A 21,445-nucleotide genomic window follows, 5' to 3' on the forward strand; every position below is an offset into this window, starting at 1 on the left:
CCTGTCAGGGCACGATTGCCCACGATGCGACTGCCCGAGCATTTCGGCCACAGGTCCGCGCAAGGCGCGATGACAATTGCACCGCCTCCGCAATTCGCGCTAGGTCACTGTCGATGATTTCAGGAGGACCCCGCATGACCGCCACCGATCCCGTCCAGTTGACCGCGGACCTCGTTCGCTGCCCTTCGGTCACACCCGTCGAGGGCGGCGCATTGGTGTTGCTGGAACGACTGCTGAGTGATGCGGGCTTTGCCTGCACCCGGGTGGATCGCGGAGGCGTCTGCAACCTCTTTGCCCGCTGGGGCGACAAGGGCCATGCCAAGACCTTCGGCTTTAACGGCCACACCGATGTCGTTCCCGTCGGTGACGAGGCCGCATGGACCCACGATCCCTTTGGCGCCGACGTGGTCGATGGGGTGATGTACGGTCGGGGCACCACCGACATGAAATCCGGCGTTGCGGCCTTTGCTGCTGCTGCCATCGACTTTGTGCGCGAGACACCGCCCGACGGCGCCGTGGTTCTGACCATCACCGGCGATGAGGAAGGCGACGCCGTGGATGGCACCACGGCCCTGCTCGCGTACATGGATCAGGCGGACGAGAAGATGTCCGTCTGCCTCGTGGGTGAACCCACCTGCCCCAATCACATGGGCGAGATGATCAAGATCGGCCGCCGTGGCTCGATGACCGCATGGTTCACGGTAACCGGCGTGCAGGGGCATTCGGCCTATCCGCATCGTGCCAACAATCCCTTGAATGGCCTGTCGCGCCTGATGGATCGCCTCGGCAGCCATCAGCTTGATGACGGGTCCGAGCATTTCGACGCCTCCACCCTGGCGATCGTCACCATTGACACCGGCAATCCTGCAACCAATGTGATCCCCGCCCAGGCCCGCGCGGCGGTGAACATCCGCTTCAACGACCTGCATTCCGGCGCTTCGCTCACCAACTGGCTGCAAGAGGAAGCGGACAAGGTGGCCGAAGAGTTCGGTCTCAGGGTCGACATGGACGTCAAGATCTCTGGCGAGAGCTTCATCACACCCCCGGGTGACCTGTCCGATCTGGTGGCCCAGGCTGTACAGACCGAAACCAACCAAGTGCCAGAACTATCGACCACCGGCGGCACATCCGACGCGCGTTTCGTCAAGGCGCATTGCCCGGTGGTGGAGTTCGGTCTCGTGGGCAAAACCATGCATCAGGTCGATGAAAATGTTGAGGTCGCCCAGATCCATCAACTGAAGGCCATCTACACTCGCATTCTGACGGATTACTTCGCATGAGCCTGTTGATCGTGGAAACGGAAGATCTCGACACCTGCCTGGAGCTGCGCTTCGAGGTGTTTGTACGAGAGCAGGGCGTTCCCCCGGAGGAAGAGCGCGATACGCTCGATGACTCTGCCACGCATCTTCTCGCGACGCAGGATGGCACACCCGTGGGAACCGCGCGGATTGTGTTTCAGGGCGATATTGCCAAGATCGGGCGGGTCTGTGTGGTAAAATCCGCGCGGGGTACGGGGCTTGGTGCACGGCTGATCGAGGCTTGCGTCGACGTTGCCAGAGAGCGGCAGGGGATCACCCGGGCCAAGCTCGGTGCGCAGATCCACGCCATTGGCTTTTATGAGAAGCTTGGCTTTGAGGCCTTTGGGCCTGTTTACCTCGATGCGGGTATAGATCACCGGGATATGGTAAAACCGCTATAGGGCACTCAGCAGGTGCCACCTGGTAAAAAGGTTGGTCCATATTTCGCCGCCTGGCGTTTGGTGTTTTCAGCATGACGTTCCCTGCGCGCCATGCTACGGCAGATCTATGGCGCGTATTCCCACAAAGGCCGAGATTCTGGACTGGATCTCCGCCCACCCGACCCAGAACTCCAAACGTGACATTGCCAAGGCTTTTGGCATCAAGGGCGCTGAGCGGATCGACCTCAAACGCCTTCTGAAGGAGTTGGAGGCCGAAGGGCATCTGGAAAAGCGCAAGCGCAGTTACACCGATCCGGATCGTTTGCCGCCGGTCACGGTGCTGCTGGTCAAAGCCCCCGATGACAATGGCGATCTGTTTGCCCAGCCGCTGGAATGGCATGGCGAAGGGGTGGAACCCATCGTGATGGTGATCCCGCGTGCGTCTGATCCGGCCCTGGGCGAGGGCGACCGTATCCTTGCGCGCCTGACCGTGGTGCAGGAAGAGGATCACAACTATGAGGCCCGCCTGATCCGTCGCATCGGGACCAACCCGAAGCGCATTCTGGGTATTTATCGCCAGGGGTCCGAAGGCGGGCGTATTGTTCCCATCGACAAGGCGGGCTCCAACGAGTGGCAAGTGCCCGAAGCAAACACGCATGGCGCGAAGGACGGCGAATTGGTCGAGGCCGAGCTTGCCGGACCAAAGGCCCGCATGGGTTTGCCCAAAGCGCGCATCGTCGAACGGCTCGGAGATCCGTCCGCCCCCAAGGCGGTGTCGCTGATCGCAATCCACCAGCATGGCATTCCCGACCATTTCCCCGATGCGGTTGTTGCCGAGGCTGACAGCGCCAAACCAATGGGCCTCAAGGGGCGCGAAGATCTGCGCGACCTGCCGCTGATTACCATCGACCCTGCCGATGCCCGCGACCACGACGACGCCTGCTTTGCCCATGCGGATGAAGACCCGAAGAACCCCGGTGGCCATGTGATCTGGGTCGCGATCGCCGATGTCGCGGCCTATGTGACGCCCGGTTCGGCGCTGGACCGCGAAGCACGCAAACGCGGCAATTCCAGCTACTTCCCTGATCGGGTCGTACCGATGCTGCCGGACCGGCTTTCAGGCGATCTCTGTTCTCTGCACGAGGGTGTGCCACGTCCCTGTGTGGCGGTGCGCATGCAGATCGACGCCGAGGGCAACAAGATCGCGCACCGCTTTGTGCGCGGCCTGATGAAATCGCAGGCCTCCTTGCACTACGGCGAGGTGCAAGACGCCGTGGATGGTCGCGTCACCGCGCGCACGGAACCGTTCCTGGAAGACGTCATAAAACCACTCTATGCCGCCTATGAAGCGCTCAAAGCCGCCCGTGGCGCGCGCCAGCCGCTGGATCTCGACCTGCCAGAGCGCAAGATCGTGCTCGACGACAAGGGCAAGGTTGCCTCGGTCAATTTCCGCGACCGCCTCGATGCGCACCGGCTGATCGAAGAATTCATGGTGCTGGCCAATGTGGCCGCCGCCGAAACCCTGATCAAGAAGCGCCAGCCGCTGTTGTTCCGGGTGCATGAAGAACCCGCTCAGGACAAACTTGACGCGCTGCGCGACACAGCACAGGCGGCGGGTCTGAACCTTGCTAAAGGACAAGTGCTGCAAACGCGGCACCTGAACGCATTGCTGAATGCCGCCGCGGGAACCGATGATGCGGAGCTGATCAACATCTCCACGCTGCGATCGATGCAGCAGGCCTATTACTACCCGGAGAATTTCGGCCATTTTGGTCTCGCGCTGCGCAACTATGCGCATTTTACCTCGCCGATCCGCCGCTATGCCGACCTGATCGTGCACCGCGCGCTGATCACGGCTCATGGGTGGGGCAAGGACGGGCTTTCGGTTGACGAGGTCGAGCGGCTGGAGGACACCGCGACCCATATTTCCGCGACCGAGCGGCGCTCGATGCTGGCGGAGCGCGACACCACGGACCGCTACCTTGCGTCCTATCTAGCGGAACGCGTGGGCAACGAGTTCACCGGTCGGATCTCCGGCATTGCCCGCTTTGGCGCCTTTGTGAAACTGGATGAAACCGGGGCCGATGGGCTGGTGCCAGTGCGCTCGATCGGACGGGAGTATTTCCATTTTGATGCGCAGGCTGGCACGTTGATGGGGTCTGACACCGGATTGATCATCGCCATCGGTCAACGGGTGACGGTGCGTCTGACCCAGGCTGCACCGGTGACCGGCGGGTTGGAGCTGGAATTGCTGGCCCTTGAAGATGCGGAACTGCCAAAAGGGCGCGGCGATGCCGGCAAAGGCGGTCGCCGTCGGAGCCCTGCGGGCCGCACCGTGTCTCGCAGCAGGGCCGCAAAATCAAAGCACAAGGCGGCCAAGGTAAAACGCAAGGTGACCCGAAAACGCAAATAACCCGGTCACGTCGCGCGCCTCCGGGGTTCGCGCCAGAGGTTTTGCGCTCCGCTTTGCGGATCGCCGGGGGCAGGCCGCGCCTTCGGCGCGGCCTGCCCCCGGCCCAAGGGGCGCCCTTGCATTTCAATGCAAAGGTGACGCGCGGGAGCTCCCCGGCCCCTCTGAGGGGTCATCAACTGCGCGAAACCTACGCCGCCTGCGGGAGCGTCAGAGCGCCCTGCTCCATCACACGGGACACATAGGCCAAGAGGTTCCCGTGGCGCTGTGTCACCGCCACCACCTGCGGCGCAGCGGGCGCACGGGACAGGGCCTCAATCATCGGCGCGGCAGAGCAATCAGCGGCGGTCATCTGATCCCCAAACAAAAAACGCTGATCGCCCAGGATATTCTCAATCGCCGTTAAATCCTGCTCCAACCGCTGCAGTCGCTCCGCCCGGTCGAACCGCGAATGCCCCGTGAAGTGCAGACCGTCCAAAACTTTGGCGCGAAAGCTGTTGACGGGCTCTTCTGGTACACCGGCGAAAACCGTCTGTAACATCCCCGCCCAGCCTTCATCTTCGAGCCAGCGGGCACACATAAGCTGCAACCACAGCGACTCGTCCACCATGCGGATGAGCGCGCGTGACTGACCTTTTTGCACAGCACTGAGGCCCGTATCGAACCCTGCGCCCCGGTCTTCGAGGAAACCACGGATGCCTTCGCTGTCGGGGAACAGGGTACCGTTCTCGTCCCGCACCACGGGAAGCTTGCTGTGCGGCATGCGGGCGAGCTCTGCCGGGTCGTGCACATCCTGCCGCTGCCAGTCCTCACCAGACATCTGCAGCAGCAGCGCCGCTTTGGTACAAAACATGCTGTAGCTGTAAAAACCGTCGCCACCGCCGTGGGTCAATAGGGTCAACATCGTCTCTCTCCATTTGGGATGTGATGAGGATGTGCTATACGGGCCTGTTGTCAGTTTTTGTCATCAGGGGAAGGTACACGCAGGGTATGACCAGAACAGAACGCCTCTTTCGCCTGATGCAGACCCTGCGCCAGCTACCGCCACCGGTGACGGCTGAACAGCTCGCCCAGGATCTTGCTGTCTCTGGTCGGACCATCCATCGCGATATTGACGCGCTCCGGGCCTTGGGGGCCGTGATCGACGGGGCCGCGGGATTTGGCTTCACGCTTGTCGAGGATGCAACGCTGCCCCCGCTCGGGTTTGGAGCCACCGAACTGGAGGCGCTGGTGCTGGGCCTTTGCGAGGTTCAGCAGAAGGGCGATCCCGATCTGGCAGATGCGGCCCGCACTGCCCTGAAAAAACTGCGCGCCCGCTTGCCCAAGAGCCAGGCCGACCGATTGCAGCACGCGGTCCTCTCTGCGCATAGCTTTGCCCCGCCGCACGCCCCGACGGTGGATGCAGCCGAACTGAGACAGGCGACGTGGGACGAGCGGGAGGTGGGGTTTGATTATGTGGACGCCAAAGGGGCAAGCACATGGCGACAGGTGAAACCGCTTGGACTGGTCTATTTCGACAGTTCCTCGGTGCTGATTGCATGGTGCCTCCTGCGTCGGGACTTTCGGGTGTTTCGCCTGGATCGCATGCAGGGGCTTGAGGTGACGGAGACGTCCTTTCGCCCGCATCGTGTTCGGCTCTACCGCGCCGCACTCGACCATCTTCGCAACCAGGCCTATGGCTGAGGGCGGCCCACAGGCAGAGGAACGCTGAGGAGCGGCGACGCCTGCCTGAGTTCTTTTGCCCGCGGCGCAGTCACGCTACAGTTGTTGTCAATAAACAGAGCAGGTGTTGAGGTTCAAAATGCGCAGTTGGGTTAAAAGAGCGCTATGTGTCGGGTTCACCCTCCCGGCATGGATGGCGCAAGCAGCCGTTTCGGAACAACAAATCCTCACGGAGACGCCGCGGCCACAGGCGCGCCCCGCCGGTCCCGAGGCGCACGCGGCGCGCATTCAGCTCGCCACCGCCACCACACTTCGTCCGGTGGCACGCACCAGCGTCGCCGCCACGACGGAAGCTGCGCTGTCAGCCTCCCGCTCGGACCAAAAAAAAGACGTACACTTCAAAACCTGGCTCAGCGACTTCGCCTCCCGTGCGCAGGCACAGGGCATTCGGCCGGAGACTTTGAACCGCGCACTCGACGGCGTCACCTATGACGCCTCCGTCATCGAGCGGGACCGCAACCAGTCCGAGTTCACCAGAACGATCTGGGATTATCTTGATCGTGCTGCCTCCGACAGTCGTGTGCGCAATGGCAAGGCGGCCCTTCAAGGCCACCGGGATACGCTGGCACGGATAGAGGCGCACTACGGGGTCGATAAGGAAGTGGTGGTTGCCGTCTGGGGTCTGGAAAGCAGCTATGGAAGCTTTCGCGGAGATATGGACATCATCCGTTCCCTGGCAACGCTCGCCTTTGATGGTCGGCGCGGCGCCTTTTTCGAAGAGCAGCTGATTGCCGCGCTGAAGATCCTGCAATCCGGCGATGTGGCGCCCCGGGAGATGACCGGCAGCTGGGCCGGCGCAATGGGACACACGCAGTTTATCCCAACATCCTACCTCGATTACGCGGTGGATTTCACCGGTGACGGGAAGCGGGACATCTGGTCCGATACCCCGACGGATGCCCTCGCGTCGACCGCGGCCTATCTGAAGAAATTCGGCTGGGTCTCCGGACAGCCCTGGGGGGTGGAAGTGACGCTGCCCGACACCTTCGACTTCACGCTGGCCAACCGCAGGATCAAGAAAAGTCCGGAGGCATGGGCTCGGCTTGGTGTGCGTGCGATGAATGGCCAGCCGGTGCCCAACCATGGTGAGGCCTCGATCCTGCTGCCGGCAGGCGGCAAGGGTGCTGCCTTCATGATCTTCAAGAATTTCTCTGTGATCGAGCGCTACAACACGGCCGATGCCTATGTGATCGCCGTCGGTCACCTGAGCGACCGGCTGCGCGGCGGCGACAAGATCAAGGGCGGCTGGCCGCGTGGAGATCGCGCATTGACCTTTGCCGAGCGTAAGGAATTGCAGCAACGTCTGACACGCGCCGGTTTCAGCACCGATGGCATCGACGGGCGCATCGGACCCAAGACCGTGGCCGCTGTGCGCGCCTATCAGAGCGCCAAGGGATTGATGCCGGACGGCTATGCCTCGCTGACACTGCTGGAGAAGCTACGCTAACACCCCATAACCCCTCAGGGCGCTCAGCTCCTGCACACAAAAAAGCCCCGCTCGATGGCGGGGCTTTTTCTTGTCATATGGTGGATCAGCTCGGGCTCATGCCGCGCAAACGCTCACTGCGGCGACGCAAAAGCTCAACCGTGGTCAGCAGACAGATCGAGATCGCCACAAGGATCGTCGCCACCGCCAGAATGGTGGGCGAGATCTGTTCGCGCAGGCCGGTAAACATCTGCCATGGCAGTGTTTTCTGTCCCGCAGACCCGACAAAGAGCACCACCACAACCTCGTCAAAGGAGGTGATGAAGGCAAACAGCCCCCCGGAAATCACGCCAGGCAGGATGAGCGGCATCTGCACCCGGAAGAAAGTGGTGATCGGCCCGGCCCCCATATTCGCCGCGGCACGTGTCAGGGAGCGATCAAACCCCACCAGAGTCGCAGTCACCGTAATGATGACGAAGGGGATACCGAGGGCCGCGTGGGCCAGGACAACCCCGAAATACGTCCCCTGCAGACCGATACGGCTGTAGAAGAAATACATGCCCGCAGCCGAAATGATCAGCGGCACGATCATCGGCGAGATCAGCACCGCCATGATTGCCCGGCGGAACGGCACATGCGGTTGGCTCAGGCCGATCGCCGCAAGCGTGCCGAAGCTCACCGACAGGAAGGTCGCCATAGGCGCAATCCGCAGCGAGTTCCACAGCGCCTGCTGCCAGTCATCGTTGCTGAAGAAATCCTGGTAGTGCTTGAGGGAATAGCCTTCCGGGTCAAACCGCAGCATTTCCGGTGTGAAGGTAAAGAAGTTCTCGGCGTTGAACGAGAGCGGCATCACCACCAGAATCGGCGTGATCAGAAACACGAAGATCGCGCCGCAGATCACCCGAAAGCTGTAGTACCACAGAACCTGACCGGGCGTCAGATAGGGGGGCAGGTGCTTGCGATAGCTCGACGTGGCAAGCCAGAAGATGAACCAGCCCGCGAACCAGCCGAACAGTGCCCCCACCACAAGGGCGGGCAGACCGCCGAGCAGGAACCCGGCGATTGCAAACACGGCGACTGTGGCCCAACGCACGGGTTTCTCCTGCGCCAGCAGGTTGCAGTACACAAAGCCCATAGCGCCCAGGAGAACCGCGCCGATCACAAGCCCGAGCAGGCCCGATCCCTGCGCCGTGCCCACGAAGAGGCCGAAGAAGCCCCCTGCGGCAGCGGACACGGCAGCGGTGAAGGCGGGAGTTTGGTTTTGAACAGGTGTCAGTGCCATTTGTCTTATCCCAGCTTCACGTTGTCGATGCCGACGATCTTGTCATAGGCCCAGTAGAGCAGCAGCACGACCGCCAGAAGGATACTCCCGAGCGCCGCCGCCAAGCCCCAGTTGAGCGAGGACGAGATATGATAGGCAATCCGGTTGGAGATAAAGACCCCCTTGGTGCCGCCCACGATCTCGGGCGTGATGTAGTAGCCGATCGCCAGAATGAAGACGAGAATCGACCCCGCGCCGATCCCCGGGACCGACTGCGGGAAATACACCCGCCAGAACGCCGTCCAGTTGGTCGCACCCAACGACTTTGCCGCGCGCAGATAGGACGGGTTGATGGTCTGCATCACCGAATACATCGGCAGGATCATGAACGGCAGCAGGATGTGGGTCATCGCCACGATAGTGCCGAACTGGTTGTTGATCATCACCAGCCGCGCCGCGTCATCGACCAGTCCCAGCCAGACCAGCACATCATTGATAACCCCCTGTTGCTGCAGCATGACCTTCCAGGCCGATGTCCGGACCAGAAGCGAGGTCCAGAACGGCAGCAGCACCAGGATCATCAGGATATTGGCCGATCGTGTCGGCAGGTTGGCCAGAATCCAGGCAACCGGATAGCCCAGCAGAATGCAGGACCCGGTGATCACCAGCGACATGACCAGAGTCCGCTGGAACAGCGTGATATAGATCTGCTGGTTCTCGGGCCGCGGCTCTGCGCCTTCGGGGCCTTTCTGCATGTCGATGGAGTTCAGGAAATACCCGCTGGTGTAATTGGGGCTGTAGGTCTGGATGGTGCGCCAGTTGCCCAGATCGCCCCAATCCTCATCCATGTCGAGAAAGGCGGCCTTGAAGGAAATCGGCTCCAACTCCGCCAGTGCCTCGGCTGCGGCCGTCAACTCGGCTGCGCCCGGGCCCGTGTAGCTAGCGAGCTTTTCCGCACCACCAGCCGACTGAACGGCGGTGGCAAAGGCCACAAAAACGGTTTCCCAGGGATCTTCTTCAGCGACGACATCCTCTTCCGCGATTGCCGTGAACAGAGCAAAATCCGTGTAGGCTGTCGCCATGCGGGGGAAGAGCGCGCTGATCTCGGCGCCTGGCACAAAGCCAATGTCGCCGGCAAAACTGTCACCGGTCAGCTGGCTGAGCTTGGCCCGCTGCGCGTCCAGAAGGCCGGTGTTGCCCTCGGCGCTGCTGCCCCCGGTCATGATTTCAAACCAGAGCGCCTCATCCTTCAGAGCGCCATCATTGGCGCGTTCGATGGCCTTGACGTGGTCCTCACCAACATCATCAACCTTGCGCCCGCTGCCCCGGAACAGAGAGGAAATCCCGGTCTCCTCATAGTTCAGGCGCGTGCCGAGCTTGGTGTGTTCCTTGGCTTCGGCAGCAACGAAGAGATCGTAATAGAGACTCTCATACACCGCTTCGCCCGGAGCCTCGTCACCGAGGGCATCCCAGTCTTTCAGGGTCACCACGGTTTCGGAAAGCGTGTCTGACACGATTCGGTTCTCGACCGAGCGGAACAGCATGTCCGCGATCGGGAGAATGAAGGTGAGGAGGATGAAGACCAGAAGCGGCGCGATCAGCATCAAGGCCCGCATTTTCTGCATCCTCAACGCGCGGGCCAGGCTGCGCTTCAACGGCGTACCGTCAGCCGCTAGGACCGGGCCGGTTTGAGTTGTGTCACTCATGATTGTCCCTGTTGTCTTCCCGCGTTTTTCAAATCTGCGGGGTGGAGGTCTCCGCCGCGGCGGCGCCCTGGGGACGCGGCGCCGGAGAGGGAGCCGGAGAGCGCAGACCGCTCTCCGGCATCGGCATCATCAGATCCGATTACTTGGCCAGCCAGGCCTGGAACTTCGCGTCGATGTCGTCGCGATAGTCAGCCCAGAACTCGTAGTTGTACAGGAACGTGTTCTGTGCGTTTGCCGGATCGGTCGGCATATGCGGCGCCATCTCGATGCCAAGCTCGGCATGTTTGCCGACGAGCGGTGCGGAAGAGGCACGCGCCGGGCCGTAGGAGATGTATTTCGCCTGATCCGCCAGACGCTGAGTGTCGGTGGCGAAATAGATGTAGTCCAGGGCACGTGCCTTGCGCTCATCCGAGAGACCTGCCGGAATGATCCAGCCGTCCAGGTCGAACACCTGTGCGTCCCAGAGCATCGCCACCGGCTGATCCTGCTCTTCGATCACCGAGAACAGACGGCCGTTGTAGGTGGAGCCCATCACAACTTCGCCATCGGCGAGCAGCTGCGGCGTGTCGGCACCGGCGGACCACCAGATCACGCTGTCCTTGATGGTGTCGAGCTTCGCCAGCGCGCGCTCCTGACCTTCTTCGGTTTCCAGCACGTCATAGACTTCGTCCTTGGCGACGCCGTCGCAGAGCAGAGCCCATTCCATGTTGTTGATCGGACGCTTCTCCAGCGCACGCTTGCCCGGATAGGCTTCGAGATCAAACACGTCGCAAACGCTTGTCGGCGGGGTGTCACCGACCAGATCGGTGCGATAGCCGAAGGTGGTGGAATAGACGATCTGCGGGATGAAGCAGTCGGACACCAGCAGTTCACCGAAGTCTTCTTCGGCAGAGGTGCCGTCCGGCGCAGCCGCCAGGTGCTCATCGGGATCGATTTCCATCGCCAGACCTTCGTCGCACAGACGCATTGCGTCCGCGGCCACAACGTCGACAACATCCCAGGTCACATTGCCCGCTTCGTTCATTGCACGCAGCTTGGCGACGGCCTCGTTGGAGCTTTCGTCATTGATGATCTTGACGCCGGTCTTTTCGGCGTAGGGCTCGTGATAGGCCTTGAGCTGAGAGTTGGAGTAGGCTCCGCCCCAGGACACGATGGTCATTTCATCCGCCATATCCGCGGCAAAAGCCATCGGCGCGCAGAGAGCGGTCGTGGCGGCGAGTGCCGTCAGTTTACGCAGTTTCATATTCGTATTCTCCTTGTTGAGACACTGATTATTCATGTGTTTGGCCCCCCGATCCATTCAGCACCGCCGGGGGTTCCTATGCGCAACCGGTCGCGATCAAGCGTCCAGCGCGCGGCAGTCCTCGGGCAGCCAGCCGATTTCGATCTGCTGTCCGGGCTGAAGGCGAACCTGATCCGGCGCGTTGCGGGTCTTGATGATGAACTCATCGTTGCCCGCGACCTTCAGGCGCGTGCGGAAGATGTCACCCATGTAGATGAATTCCAGCACTTCGGCCTTGAGGGTGTGCACGCCTTCTTGCAGGCGATCCTTGTTGTATTCCACCCGTTCCGGGCGGATCGATACTCGTGTGCGCTGTCCCACCTCGGACACGTTGATGGGCATGGCGTCGATCAGTTCCCCACCGTCGAGCTGCACCAGGGCGCGGCCATCGGAGATTTCCTTGATCACGCCTTCCAGCGTGTTGTTCTCGCCGATGAACTGGGCCACGAAACTGTTTGCCGGCTCTTCATAGAGCTGATCCGGCGGCGCCAGCTGCTGGATGCGACCATCGTCGAACACGGCGACGCGGTCCGACATGGTCAGCGCCTCGGTCTGGTCGTGGGTCACATAGACCGTGGTGATCCCGAGCTGGTGCGCCAGATGGGTGATCTCGAACTGCATCTTTTCGCGCAGCTGCTTGTCGAGCGCGCCGAGCGGCTCGTCCATCAGCACCAGTTCCGGCTCGAACACCAGGGCACGGGCAAGCGCAACACGTTGCTGCTGGCCACCGGACAGCTGCGCCGGGCGACGGCCGCCAAAACTGCCCATCTCAACCATGTCGAGCGCACGTTTGACTTTTTCTTCACGTGTGGATTTGCCCATTCCACGCACCTCGAGCGGAAAGCTCAGGTTCTCGGCAATGGTCATATGCGGAAACAGGGCGTAGTTCTGGAACACCATGCCAATGCCACGCTTGTGCGGCGGGATGTTGTTGATCGAGACACCGCCGAGGCGAATATCGCCATGAGTGGCGGTCTCGAAGCCGGCCAGCATCATAAGGCAAGTGGTTTTCCCCGACCCCGACGGACCAAGCATGGTCAGGAATTCGCCCTTGGGCATGGTGAGGTTCAAGTCTTTGACGACGAGTGTCTCACCGTCATAACTCTTTTGCACGCGTTCGAATTCAACGAACGCGTCAGTATTCGACGCATCGGCCAAATCAGGCTCCCCGTATATGTTCTTATCCCGGCGGCTTTGATCCGCTCTTTGTTCATTAGTGTAAGCACAGCGGCACTCCACTGTGCAACCGGATCAATCGGCTCCGGCTCGGCGTCCCGGTGGGTTTCTCAACTCTCCCGGAGGAATGGATCGCAAACCCAGACGCTTTGCGACCTTTACTTGCTTGTTTGCGCCATTTTTGGACATTTTTACCCCTAAGCACAACAGCTGACGCGATGATTTTTTTTGCATGCGCACAAAAAAGGGACCGCTAACGGTCCCTTTTGATGATTCGAATCAGGTGAACAACCGGATCAAACCGCTTCGGAAAGCAGATCCTGCGCCTTGAGTTCGGCGTAGCATTCATCAAGCGACTTGGTTGCGCGCGCAATCAATGTGTCGATCTCTTCCGTTGTGATCACCAGCGGCGGAGAGATAATCATGCGGTCGCCCACATGGCGCATCACCAGATTGTTGGCAAAGCAACGCTCGCGGCAAATGAAGCCCACCGTTCCCGCGTCCGATGCAAAGGCTGCGCGGGTCGCCTTGTTTGGCGTCAGCGCGATGGAGCCCATCATCCCGACGATCTTGGCTTCGCCGACCAACGGGTGATCCGTCAGTGCCTCCCATTTTTCCTTGAGATAGGGCGCGGCGACGTCGCGGACGTGCTCCAGAACCTTCTCCTCCTCAAGAATGCGGAGGTTCTCCAGCGCCACAGCAGCCGCCACCGGGTGACCGGAATAGGTGTAGCCGTGGTTGAATTCGTCCTGTGCAATCACACCGGCCACCTCGTCCGAGACGATGGAACCGCCGATCGGCGCATAGCCCGAGGACAGCCCCTTGGCTATGGTCATGATATCAGGTCGGATACCCATGGTTTCGGAGCCGAACCAGTTGCCTGTGCGCCCAAAACCGCAGATCACCTCATCCGCGATCAGCAGGATGTCATACTTGTCGCAAATACGCTGGATCTCGGGCCAATAGGTTGCGGGCGGCACGATCACCCCCCCGGCCCCCTGGACCGGCTCGGCGATAAAGGCCGCCACACGGTCTTCGCCCAGTTCCAGAATGGCTTTTTCCAACTCCTGTGCGCGCGCCAGACCGAACTCTTCGGGATTCGTATCCCCCCCTTCGGCCCACCAGTTCGGTTGGTTGATATGGTGCACATCCGGGATCGGCAGGCCACCCTGTGCGTGCATCGCCGACATGCCACCCAGAGACCCGGACCCGACCGAAGAGCCGTGATAGGCGTTCTTGCGCGAGATGATGATGGATTTGGTCGGCTTGCCCTTCATGGCCCAGTAATGCCGCACCATCCGAATGTTGGTGTCGTTGGCCTCGGACCCGGAACCGGCGAAGAACACATTGTTCAGATCCCCCGGCGCCAGTTCGGCGATCTTGGCGGCCAGCGCGATGGCAGGCACATGTGTCGTCTGGAAGAAGGTATTGTAATAGGGCAGCTCGCGCATCTGGCGCGCCGCCACCTCGGCCAGCTCATCACGGCCGTAGCCGATGTTGACGCACCACAGCCCCGCCATGGCATCGAGAATCTCATGCCCTTCGCTATCGGTCAGGGTGACGCCATTGGCGCGCGTGATGACCCGGGCGCCCTTCTGCGCCAGACCGCCGTTTGCGGTGAACGGATGCATGTGATGCGCCGCATCCAGCGCTTGCAGTTCTGCGGTGGGCAGATGATTGGTAATCGTCGTCATTGGGGACACTCCTGAACGGAAAGCTTTCGTCCAGAATATGATCAAAAATCACACTGTCAATCGAATCAGTTGATCGGCGTCAGCCCCGCCCGGACCTGTTCCATGCCCTGCAACACGTCCCGTTCCATGGCCAGCGCCACCAGATCCGCATCTTTTTTACGCAGCCCCTCAAGGATGTCCTTGTGACGGTCTGGAAAGCTCTGCGTTCCGAAGCGTCCGCAGACCACCCGGAGCGAGGGGCCAAAGCGCAGCCAAAGCCGGTCAGCGAGATCAGCAAGGATGGGCGCACCCGCATGGGCGTTCAAGGCGGTGTGGAACTGGTAGTTCAGCTCAAGATAGCCCGCCACATCCCCGGAGGAGATCGCCTTGTCCAATGTCAGATCCAACGCCTCCAACTTGTCCACCTTGGGCGCAGGCATGCGTGTTGCCGCGCGACGCGCCAGCTCACACTCTATTGTTTTTCTTGCATAAACCAGCTCATCTATATCCTCGGCCCGAAGTTCGGGCACCGATACGCGACGGTTGCCCTGAAACACCAGGGCCCCGTCCGAAATCAGCCTGCGGATCGCTTCGCGCACCGGTGTCATGCCGCTCTCCAGCGCCTCCACCAGCCCCTGTATCGTGACCGCCTGTCCAGGGGCCAGTTCCCCGAACAAAATCTGCGCCCGCAAACGCTGGTAGACCTGCTCGTGAGCGGGCAGTTTTGCCCCCCCTTCCGACGGGGGCCCGGATGGCGGATTTGGCACATTCAACGAACTTGGATCCTTCTCATTTTCGGGCAGCTTGCACCAACGAAATGCAGATGAAAACATAAAGTGTCTTGCCGGATGAGGCAAAACTTGATCAAAATAGCCCACAGCCGGACAGAAAGACGCCGGCATGCACAGGGGAGATTCTCATGACACTCAAAACGGCCACCATCGTGTCCGCCATCGCACTCAGCGCGGCAGCCGCCTCGGCAGATGAGGTGCGCGTCTACAACTGGTCCGACTATATCGACGAGTCGCTGCTGGAGAAATTCGAGCAGGAAACCGGTATCGACCTGATCTACGATGTCTTCGATTCAAACGAATTGCTGGAGACAAAGATGCTCGCAGGGGGATCCGGCTATGATGTCGTCGTGCCCACCGGCTCGTTCCTGCAACGTCAGATCCAGGCCGGCGTGTTCCAGAAAATCGACAAGGACAAGCTGGAAAACTACGGCAACGTCTGGGATGTGATCCAGGACCGCACCGCCCGGTTTGACCCCAACAACGACTACTCGATCAACTACATGTGGGGCACCACCGGAATCGGCGCCAACACCGGCAAGGTGAGCGAAGCCCTGGGCGAGGACGCCCCGATCGACAGCCTGGCGCTGGTCTTTGACCCTGCCAACATGGAAAAGCTCTCCGAATGCGGCGTGCATTTCCTCGATGCTCCGGATGAGATGATCCCTGCCGCGCTGACCTATCTCGGGCTTGACCCGAACAGCCACGACAAGGATGACCTGGAACAAGCGGCCGATGCGCTCGAAGCGGTGCGTCCCTATGTTCAAAAGTTCCATTCGTCCGAATACATCAACGCGCTCGCCAATGGTGATATCTGCGTGGCCTTCGGCTGGTCCGGCGACATTCTCCAGGCCCGCGACCGTGCTGCCGAGGCCGACAATGGCGTCAATATTACCTATAACGCGCCGTCTGAGGGTGCTCTGATGTGGTTCGACCAGATGGCGATCCCGGTGGATGCGCCGAACCCGGAGGCTGCGCACAAGTTCCTGGACTTCATCCTTGACGCCGAGAACATGGCCGCCGCGTCGAACTATGTGTACTACGCCAACGGCAACAAAGCCGCGCAGGAGTTCCTCGCCGAGGACGTGATCGGAGATCCGGCGATCTATCCGACCCCCGCGGCGTTGGACAACACCTACATCAAGGGCCCCTACCCGCAGAAGGTCCAGCGTGTCGTGACGCGCCTGTGGACCCGTGTGAAATCCGGCACCTGAGACCCATCAGGCCGACCCTTCCGGCAGGGCGCATCCAAGCGCCCTGCCCCGACTGACAGACGATAACGGGCAGGTTTCGAGCCGCCCGAATGGGGGCACACTTTGGCATTACCGGTATTTGAACCCTGGACGGATCCGCAGGCAAAGCCGCTGATCCAGTTCCAGAACGTGACCAAACGCTTTGGCGATTTCACCGCGATCGACGACCTGACCATCGACATCTTCGAGCGCGAGTTCTTTGCGCTACTGGGGCCGTCGGGCTGCGGCAAGACCACGATGATGCGGATGCTCGCCGGGTTCGAAGCCCCCACAGAGGGCAAGATCTTCCTTGCCGGGCAAGATATTGCACCCGTTCCCCCAAACCAGCGCGCCGTGAACATGATGTTCCAGTCCTACGCGCTGTTTCCTCACCTCAGCGTCTGGGAAAACATCGCCTTCGGGCTCAAGCGCGAAGGCATGCCCCGCAACGAGATCAGCGCCCGCGTCGAAGAAATGCTGCGCCTGACCCGGCTGGAAAAATTCGCCCGTCGCAAACCGCATCAGATTTCCGGCGGACAACGCCAGCGGGTGGCACTGGCCCGCAGTCTCGCAAAAGCACCCAAACTGTTGCTGCTGGATGAGCCGCTCGGCGCCCTCGACAAGAAGCTGCGCGAGGAAACCCAGTTCGAACTGATGGACATTCAGGAAAAGACCGGCACCACCTTTGTGATCGTCACTCACGACCAGGAAGAAGCCATGACAGTGGCCAGCCGGGTCGCGGTGATGGACAACGGCAAGGTGATGCAGGTCGCCACACCCGCAGATATCTACGAGGCGCCCAATTCCGTCTATGTCGCTGATTTCATTGGCGACGTGAACCTGATCAAGGGCACGGTCACCGCAACCGGCGAAGCCACCTACGCGCTGCACTGGCGCGAGGGTGCCGCACCTTTGGTCGTTAAATCGCCAAACACAATCTCTGATGGCCAAACCGCGCATCTGGCGATCCGCCCGGAGAAGGTGACCATCAGCGCCGACAAACCCGAGGGCGCTGACAACGTGGTCCAGGGCAAGGTCCTGGATATCGCCTATCTCGGCAACCTCTCGACCTACCACGTGGAACTGCCCACCGGCGATGTGATCAAGGCACAAACCGCCAACACCCGCCGCATTTCGCGTCGTGCCTACACATGGGAAGACACCGTCTGGCTGTCCTGGACAGCCACCGGCGGCGTCTTGCTGGGTGAGTGATGCGCCGTTTCTTTCTGATCGCAGTCCCCTATGTCTGGCTTCTGGCACTGTTTCTGGTGCCCTTCGTCATCGTCCTGAAGATCTCGTTGTCGGATGCGGCCATCGCCCGCCCGCCCTATTTGCCGCAGTTCGACTGGGCCGCAGGCATTGGTGCGTTTCTTGCTGAGCTGGATTTTGAAAATTTCACATGGCTCATCGAGGATGACCTCTACTGGAAAGCCTATCTCAGCAGCCTTCAGATCGCGCTGACCTCAACTCTGCTGACGTTGATCGTGGGCTACCCCATCGCCTATGGCATGGCGCGCGCGCCCGAAGAATGGCGGCCGACGCTGATGATGTTGGTGATTCTGCCGTTCTGGACCTCATTCCTGATCCGCGTCTATGCGTGGAAGGGCATCCTGTCGAACGAAGGCTTCCTCAATCAGTTCCTGATGTGGACCGGCCTTGTATCCGAACCCCTACAGATCCTGAACACCACCACCGCCGTCTATATCGGCATCGTCTACACCTATCTGCCGTTCATGATCCTGCCGATCTATGCGGCGCTGGAACGGATGGACGACAGCCTGATCGAAGCGGCCGAGGACTTGGGCTGTTCGCGTCTGTCTGCCTTCTGGCTGGTGACCATCCCCCTGTCCAAAGGGGGCATCATCGCGGGCTGTTTCCTCGTCTTTATTCCTGCCATGGGCGAATTCGTGATCCCTTCGCTGCTCGGCGGATCTGACACGCTGATGATCGGCAAAGTGCTGTGGGAGGAGTTCTTCTCCAATCGCGACTGGCCGGTGGCAAGCGCGGTGGCGGTGATCCTGCTGTTGATCCTCGTGGTGCCGATCGTGCTGTTCCAACGCAATCAGCAAAAAGAACAGGAGGGCGACGCATGAAACGTCTGAGCGCATTCAATGTGGTCTCGCTGACGCTGGGCTTTGCCTTCCTCTATATCCCGATGCTGATCCTGATCCTGTTTTCCTTCAATGAAAGCAAACTGGTGACGGTCTGGGCGGGCTTTTCGACCAAATGGTATGCCGAATTGATGCAGAACGAGGCCATGCTGCAGGCCGCATGGGTCACGGTAAAGGTTGCGGTATTCTCTTCGACCATCGCGACCGTGCTTGGAACCATGGCGGCTTACGTCATGGTGCGCGGCGGGCGCTTTATGGGCCGGACGTTGTTTTCCGGCATGATCTACGCGCCTTTGGTGATGCCCGAGGTGATCACCGGCCTGTCCCTGCTGTTGCTGTTCATCGGCATCGGCTTGGACCGCGGCGTACTGACGATTGTGCTGGCACATACCACCTTCTCCATGTGCTATGTCTCTGTTGTGGTCTCCTCGCGACTGGCGACATTTGATCGTTCACTGGAGGAAGCGGCGCTGGATCTGGGCTGCTCGCAGGCGCAGGCTTTCCGCTTGGTGACATTGCCGATTATCGCGCCGGCTGTGGTCTCCGGCTGGCTGTTGGCCTTCACCCTGTCGCTTGATGACCTGGTGATCGCCTCCTTCACCACCGGTCCGGCCGCCACGACCCTGCCGATCAAGATCTTCTCGGCTGTGCGTCTCGGTGTCAGCCCGGAGATCAACGCGCTCTCGACCATTATGATCGGCATCGTAACTGTCGGCGTGATCAGCGCATCGCTCGTCAGCAAACGGGCGCTGGTCAAGCAGCGGCGCGAAGAACAGGAAGCGGTGCGCACCGCATGATGCACCGCATCTTTTCCGACTACGCCTATGGGGCAGGTCCACGCAGCACCTGCTGGTGGGATGAGACCTGCCCTGCGCCCATCTGGCCAGAGCTTCAGGGGGATCAGACCGTTGATGTGGCGATCATCGGTGGCGGGTTCACCGGGCTTTCAGCTGCGCTGCATATGTCGGAGGCCGGGCTGAATGTTGCGGTTCTGGAGGCCGAAACACCCGGGTGGGGTGCATCAGGGCGCAATGGCGGATTTTGTTGCCTCGGCGGCGCCAAACTTGGCGCGCGCGCCATGGCGCGCGTCTACGGCAGCACCGAAACACAGGTCTATCAGGCGGGCGAGGAGGCCGCTGTCCACTTGGTGGAACAGTTGATCGCCCGCCATCGGATCGATGCGGATACACATTCACAGGGCGAAACCGTCATGGCGCATTCCGCCAAGGCCCGCGCCGCCCTGATGCGAGAGGCCGAAAATGAACAGGCCGAGTTCATCGACGCCCCGCAACTGGCTGCACAGGGTCTTGGTGGAGCATTCCACGGTGCCCTCACCACACCTGTGGGCTTTGCCCTCAACCCACGCAAATACCTCTTTGGTTTGGCACATGCTGCGCAGACGGCAGGTGCAGATCTCTATCAGAACAGCCCTGCGATCAGCCTGCACCATGACGGCAAACACTGGCACGCTGTCACGCCAACAGGTCGGTTGCGCGCCTCACGGATGGTCATCGCGACCAATGGGTATTCCAGCGAAAACCTGCCCGATTGGCTTGCAGGCCGCTACATGCCGGCCCAGTCCACGGTGATGGTCACGCGCCCCATCACGCCGGATGAACAGGCACGGCAAGGCTGGACCTCAGCGCAGATGGCCTATGACACCCGACATATGCTGCATTATTTCCGCCTGATGCCGGATGGGCGATTTCTCTTTGGCATGCGCGGCGGGCTGACGTCCTCACCCCGCGCAGAGAAGAGGATTCGCGCTGTGCTGCGCAGCCATTTTGAACGGTTGTTTCCGGCCTGGCGGCATGTGGACACCTCACATAACTGGTCCGGAATGGTGTGCCTGTCGCGCAACCTGGTCCCTTTTGTGGGCGCTGTTCCAGACCATCCCGGCCTGTTTGCAGGGCTGTGCTATCATGGCAATGGCGTTGCGATGGGCAGCTATTCCGGCGCGCTTCTGGCGCAGCTGGTGCAGGGAAGCACACCGGACATGCCGTATTCAAAGGTCATGCAGCGCCTGCCCCGCTTCCCGCTGGGGCGTGCGAGGCGCTTGCTGATGCCCCCGGCCTACGGGCTGCTCGGGCTCATGGACTGAAGCGCCGCCATCTCCAGATCCCGCGCCTCCAGATCCCCCCGCCACTGACAATAGGCCGCCATGCGCCAGTGAAACCAGGGTTTGAGGGCATGATACCGCGCCACAACTTCGCGCACGGGGTACGCGGAGGTGAACTCTGTTTCTTCGTCCGGTGACAACACCGCACCCCGATAGAGAAACTGCATCGCCGGGGACAGGAACAGCGCGAGGTCTTCTGCCGGATCTCCCCGTTGTGGGCACTGCCAGTCAATGAGCGCCAATCTGGTCTCACGCACAACCAAGTTTCCGGGTACGGCATCACCATGGATCAGACAAAGATGTCGGGTGGGCGGCACCGCTCCACGAGGAGCAACTTGGTACAGATCGTCCGGCGCCGCGCATTCGGCCAGTATCGCCCCGGTTTGCGCCGCCAGTTCCTGCGAGCCGTTGCACCCTGCCGGCAACCCGGAAAAGCCAGCCTGTTGGTGCAACACGCCGAGGAAACGCGCCACCTGAGCGGCGCCATTTCGCCAGGGGGTCCCTGAAACATGGCGATAGATCAGCCAGTCCCGACCCTGCCACCGGCCGTGTCCGAGAAAGCGCGGCGCAATGCCGGACCCGCCCAGCGTCAGGAGCGCGGCCCGCTCTCGCTCAGGATCATTTGCAAACAGCGGGTTGGCGCGCTGTCGACGATAGAGTTTCACCACCACATCGCCTGCGCGCCAGACGTGGTTGCTCCGCCCCCCGTGCAAAGGGACCGGCTCTGAAAGCGACCAGCCCTGCTGCGCCAGATGACGAAACAGGGCTGGTTGTATCTGCAAGGTGTCCAGTGTCAGGATCAGGACTCCGATATCCGGATCGCCCCTTCTCCCCGGCATCCATAGGGACCGGCACCAA

General features: G+C 61.0%; 18 protein-coding genes. 10 read left to right on the plus strand and 8 right to left on the minus strand.

Annotated elements, in window-relative coordinates:
• Positions 1 to 134: 134 nt before the first annotated feature.
• From dapE to rnr, 3 genes are all read left to right on the plus strand, one after another.
• Positions 135 to 1,280 carry a succinyl-diaminopimelate desuccinylase gene (dapE, locus tag MHM97_RS09540; protein ID WP_239322135.1) on the plus strand — a complete coding sequence of 382 codons (1,146 nt, stop codon included), beginning with the start codon at positions 135 to 137 and terminating at the stop codon, positions 1,278 to 1,280.
• On the plus strand, positions 1,277 to 1,699 hold the full coding sequence (locus tag MHM97_RS09545) for a GNAT family N-acetyltransferase (protein ID WP_239322136.1): 423 nt from the start codon (positions 1,277 to 1,279) through the stop codon (positions 1,697 to 1,699). The genes dapE and MHM97_RS09545 overlap by 4 nt, the downstream gene beginning before the upstream one ends.
• 106 nt (positions 1,700 to 1,805) lie before the next feature.
• Positions 1,806 to 4,091: a ribonuclease R gene (rnr, locus tag MHM97_RS09550; protein ID WP_239322137.1), complete on the plus strand. Its 2,286-nt coding sequence runs from the start codon at positions 1,806 to 1,808 to the stop codon at positions 4,089 to 4,091.
• Between the two features lie 187 nt (positions 4,092 to 4,278).
• Here rnr and MHM97_RS09555 read toward each other — a convergent pair whose 3' ends face one another.
• Positions 4,279 to 4,992, minus strand: coding sequence for a glutathione S-transferase family protein (locus tag MHM97_RS09555; RefSeq protein ID WP_239322138.1), 714 nt, complete (start codon positions 4,990 to 4,992; stop codon positions 4,279 to 4,281).
• Positions 4,993 to 5,078: 86 nt separating this feature from the next.
• On the opposite strand from MHM97_RS09555, the gene MHM97_RS09560 reads away from it, so the two are divergent.
• Complete coding sequence (locus MHM97_RS09560; RefSeq protein WP_239322139.1) at positions 5,079 to 5,771, plus strand: helix-turn-helix transcriptional regulator; 693 nt, start codon at positions 5,079 to 5,081, stop codon at positions 5,769 to 5,771.
• Positions 5,772 to 5,943: 172 nt separating this feature from the next.
• A complete protein-coding gene (locus MHM97_RS09565; RefSeq protein ID WP_370645710.1) occupies positions 5,944 to 7,257 on the plus strand; it encodes a lytic murein transglycosylase in 1,314 nt (437 codons plus the stop codon).
• An 85-nt stretch (positions 7,258 to 7,342) separates the two neighbouring features.
• Here the strand turns inward: MHM97_RS09565 and MHM97_RS09570 are convergent, their stop codons facing one another.
• The 6 genes from MHM97_RS09570 to MHM97_RS09595 all read right to left on the minus strand — a co-directional run bounded on the left by MHM97_RS09570 (position 7,343) and on the right by MHM97_RS09595 (position 15,167).
• Positions 7,343 to 8,518 carry an ABC transporter permease gene (locus MHM97_RS09570; RefSeq protein WP_239322141.1) on the minus strand — a complete coding sequence of 392 codons (1,176 nt, stop codon included), beginning with the start codon at positions 8,516 to 8,518 and terminating at the stop codon, positions 7,343 to 7,345.
• A gap of 5 nt (positions 8,519 to 8,523) precedes the next feature.
• On the minus strand, positions 8,524 to 10,203 hold the full coding sequence (locus MHM97_RS09575) for an ABC transporter permease (RefSeq protein ID WP_239322142.1): 1,680 nt from the start codon (positions 10,201 to 10,203) through the stop codon (positions 8,524 to 8,526).
• A 139-nt stretch (positions 10,204 to 10,342) separates the two neighbouring features.
• Positions 10,343 to 11,446 (minus strand): extracellular solute-binding protein, encoded by a 1,104-nt coding sequence (locus MHM97_RS09580; RefSeq protein ID WP_239322143.1) that lies wholly within the window; start codon positions 11,444 to 11,446, stop codon positions 10,343 to 10,345.
• A gap of 96 nt (positions 11,447 to 11,542) precedes the next feature.
• Positions 11,543 to 12,643, minus strand: coding sequence for an ABC transporter ATP-binding protein (locus MHM97_RS09585; protein ID WP_239322144.1), 1,101 nt, complete (start codon positions 12,641 to 12,643; stop codon positions 11,543 to 11,545).
• A gap of 314 nt (positions 12,644 to 12,957) precedes the next feature.
• On the minus strand, positions 12,958 to 14,355 hold the full coding sequence (locus MHM97_RS09590; protein ID WP_239322145.1) for an aspartate aminotransferase family protein: 1,398 nt from the start codon (positions 14,353 to 14,355) through the stop codon (positions 12,958 to 12,960).
• Between the two features lie 65 nt (positions 14,356 to 14,420).
• Positions 14,421 to 15,167 (minus strand): GntR family transcriptional regulator, encoded by a 747-nt coding sequence (locus MHM97_RS09595; RefSeq protein ID WP_239322146.1) that lies wholly within the window; start codon positions 15,165 to 15,167, stop codon positions 14,421 to 14,423.
• A gap of 86 nt (positions 15,168 to 15,253) precedes the next feature.
• Here MHM97_RS09595 and MHM97_RS09600 point away from each other — a divergent pair, with 86 nt between their 5' ends.
• From MHM97_RS09600 to MHM97_RS09620, 5 genes are all read left to right on the plus strand, one after another.
• Positions 15,254 to 16,339, plus strand: a complete 1,086-nt coding sequence (locus MHM97_RS09600; protein ID WP_239322147.1) for a polyamine ABC transporter substrate-binding protein — start codon at positions 15,254 to 15,256, stop codon at positions 16,337 to 16,339.
• Between the two features lie 102 nt (positions 16,340 to 16,441).
• Complete coding sequence (locus MHM97_RS09605) at positions 16,442 to 17,569, plus strand: ABC transporter ATP-binding protein (RefSeq protein WP_239322148.1); 1,128 nt, start codon at positions 16,442 to 16,444, stop codon at positions 17,567 to 17,569.
• Positions 17,569 to 18,450, plus strand: a complete 882-nt coding sequence (locus MHM97_RS09610; protein ID WP_239322149.1) for an ABC transporter permease subunit — start codon at positions 17,569 to 17,571, stop codon at positions 18,448 to 18,450. The genes MHM97_RS09605 and MHM97_RS09610 overlap by 1 nt, the downstream gene beginning before the upstream one ends.
• Complete coding sequence (locus tag MHM97_RS09615; RefSeq protein ID WP_239322150.1) at positions 18,447 to 19,265, plus strand: ABC transporter permease; 819 nt, start codon at positions 18,447 to 18,449, stop codon at positions 19,263 to 19,265. The genes MHM97_RS09610 and MHM97_RS09615 overlap by 4 nt, the downstream gene beginning before the upstream one ends.
• Entirely contained in the window at positions 19,262 to 20,569 is a 1,308-nt protein-coding gene (locus MHM97_RS09620) for an NAD(P)/FAD-dependent oxidoreductase (protein ID WP_239322151.1), read from the plus strand. Before MHM97_RS09615 ends, MHM97_RS09620 begins: the two co-directional genes overlap by 4 nt.
• Here MHM97_RS09620 and MHM97_RS09625 read toward each other — a convergent pair.
• Positions 20,542 to 21,426, minus strand: a complete 885-nt coding sequence (locus MHM97_RS09625; protein ID WP_239322152.1) for a phosphotransferase — start codon at positions 21,424 to 21,426, stop codon at positions 20,542 to 20,544. The two genes, MHM97_RS09620 and MHM97_RS09625, sit on opposite strands and share 28 nt — an antisense overlap.
• Positions 21,427 to 21,445 lie beyond the last annotated feature (19 nt).

It is taken from the genome of Epibacterium sp. Ofav1-8 (assembly GCF_022348185.1).
Lineage (GTDB): Bacteria > Pseudomonadota > Alphaproteobacteria > Rhodobacterales > Rhodobacteraceae > Epibacterium.

Coding starts and splice junctions, on each gene's coding strand:
- dapE (WP_239322135.1), top strand. CDS start 135: ATGACCGCCACCGATCCCGTCCAGTTGACCGCGGACCTCGTTCGCTGC.
- MHM97_RS09545 (WP_239322136.1), top strand. CDS start 1,277: ATGAGCCTGTTGATCGTGGAAACGGAAGATCTCGACACCTGCCTGGAG.
- rnr (WP_239322137.1), top strand. CDS start 1,806: ATGGCGCGTATTCCCACAAAGGCCGAGATTCTGGACTGGATCTCCGCC.
- MHM97_RS09555 (WP_239322138.1), bottom strand. CDS start 4,992: ATGTTGACCCTATTGACCCACGGCGGTGGCGACGGTTTTTACAGCTAC.
- MHM97_RS09560 (WP_239322139.1), top strand. CDS start 5,079: ATGACCAGAACAGAACGCCTCTTTCGCCTGATGCAGACCCTGCGCCAG.
- MHM97_RS09565 (WP_370645710.1), top strand. CDS start 5,944: ATGGCGCAAGCAGCCGTTTCGGAACAACAAATCCTCACGGAGACGCCG.
- MHM97_RS09570 (WP_239322141.1), bottom strand. CDS start 8,518: ATGGCACTGACACCTGTTCAAAACCAAACTCCCGCCTTCACCGCTGCC.
- MHM97_RS09575 (WP_239322142.1), bottom strand. CDS start 10,203: ATGAGTGACACAACTCAAACCGGCCCGGTCCTAGCGGCTGACGGTACG.
- MHM97_RS09580 (WP_239322143.1), bottom strand. CDS start 11,446: ATGAAACTGCGTAAACTGACGGCACTCGCCGCCACGACCGCTCTCTGC.
- MHM97_RS09590 (WP_239322145.1), bottom strand. CDS start 14,355: ATGACGACGATTACCAATCATCTGCCCACCGCAGAACTGCAAGCGCTG.
- MHM97_RS09595 (WP_239322146.1), bottom strand. CDS start 15,167: ATGTTTTCATCTGCATTTCGTTGGTGCAAGCTGCCCGAAAATGAGAAG.
- MHM97_RS09600 (WP_239322147.1), top strand. CDS start 15,254: ATGACACTCAAAACGGCCACCATCGTGTCCGCCATCGCACTCAGCGCG.
- MHM97_RS09610 (WP_239322149.1), top strand. CDS start 17,569: ATGCGCCGTTTCTTTCTGATCGCAGTCCCCTATGTCTGGCTTCTGGCA.
- MHM97_RS09615 (WP_239322150.1), top strand. CDS start 18,447: ATGAAACGTCTGAGCGCATTCAATGTGGTCTCGCTGACGCTGGGCTTT.
- MHM97_RS09620 (WP_239322151.1), top strand. CDS start 19,262: ATGATGCACCGCATCTTTTCCGACTACGCCTATGGGGCAGGTCCACGC.
- MHM97_RS09625 (WP_239322152.1), bottom strand. CDS start 21,426: ATGCCGGGGAGAAGGGGCGATCCGGATATCGGAGTCCTGATCCTGACA.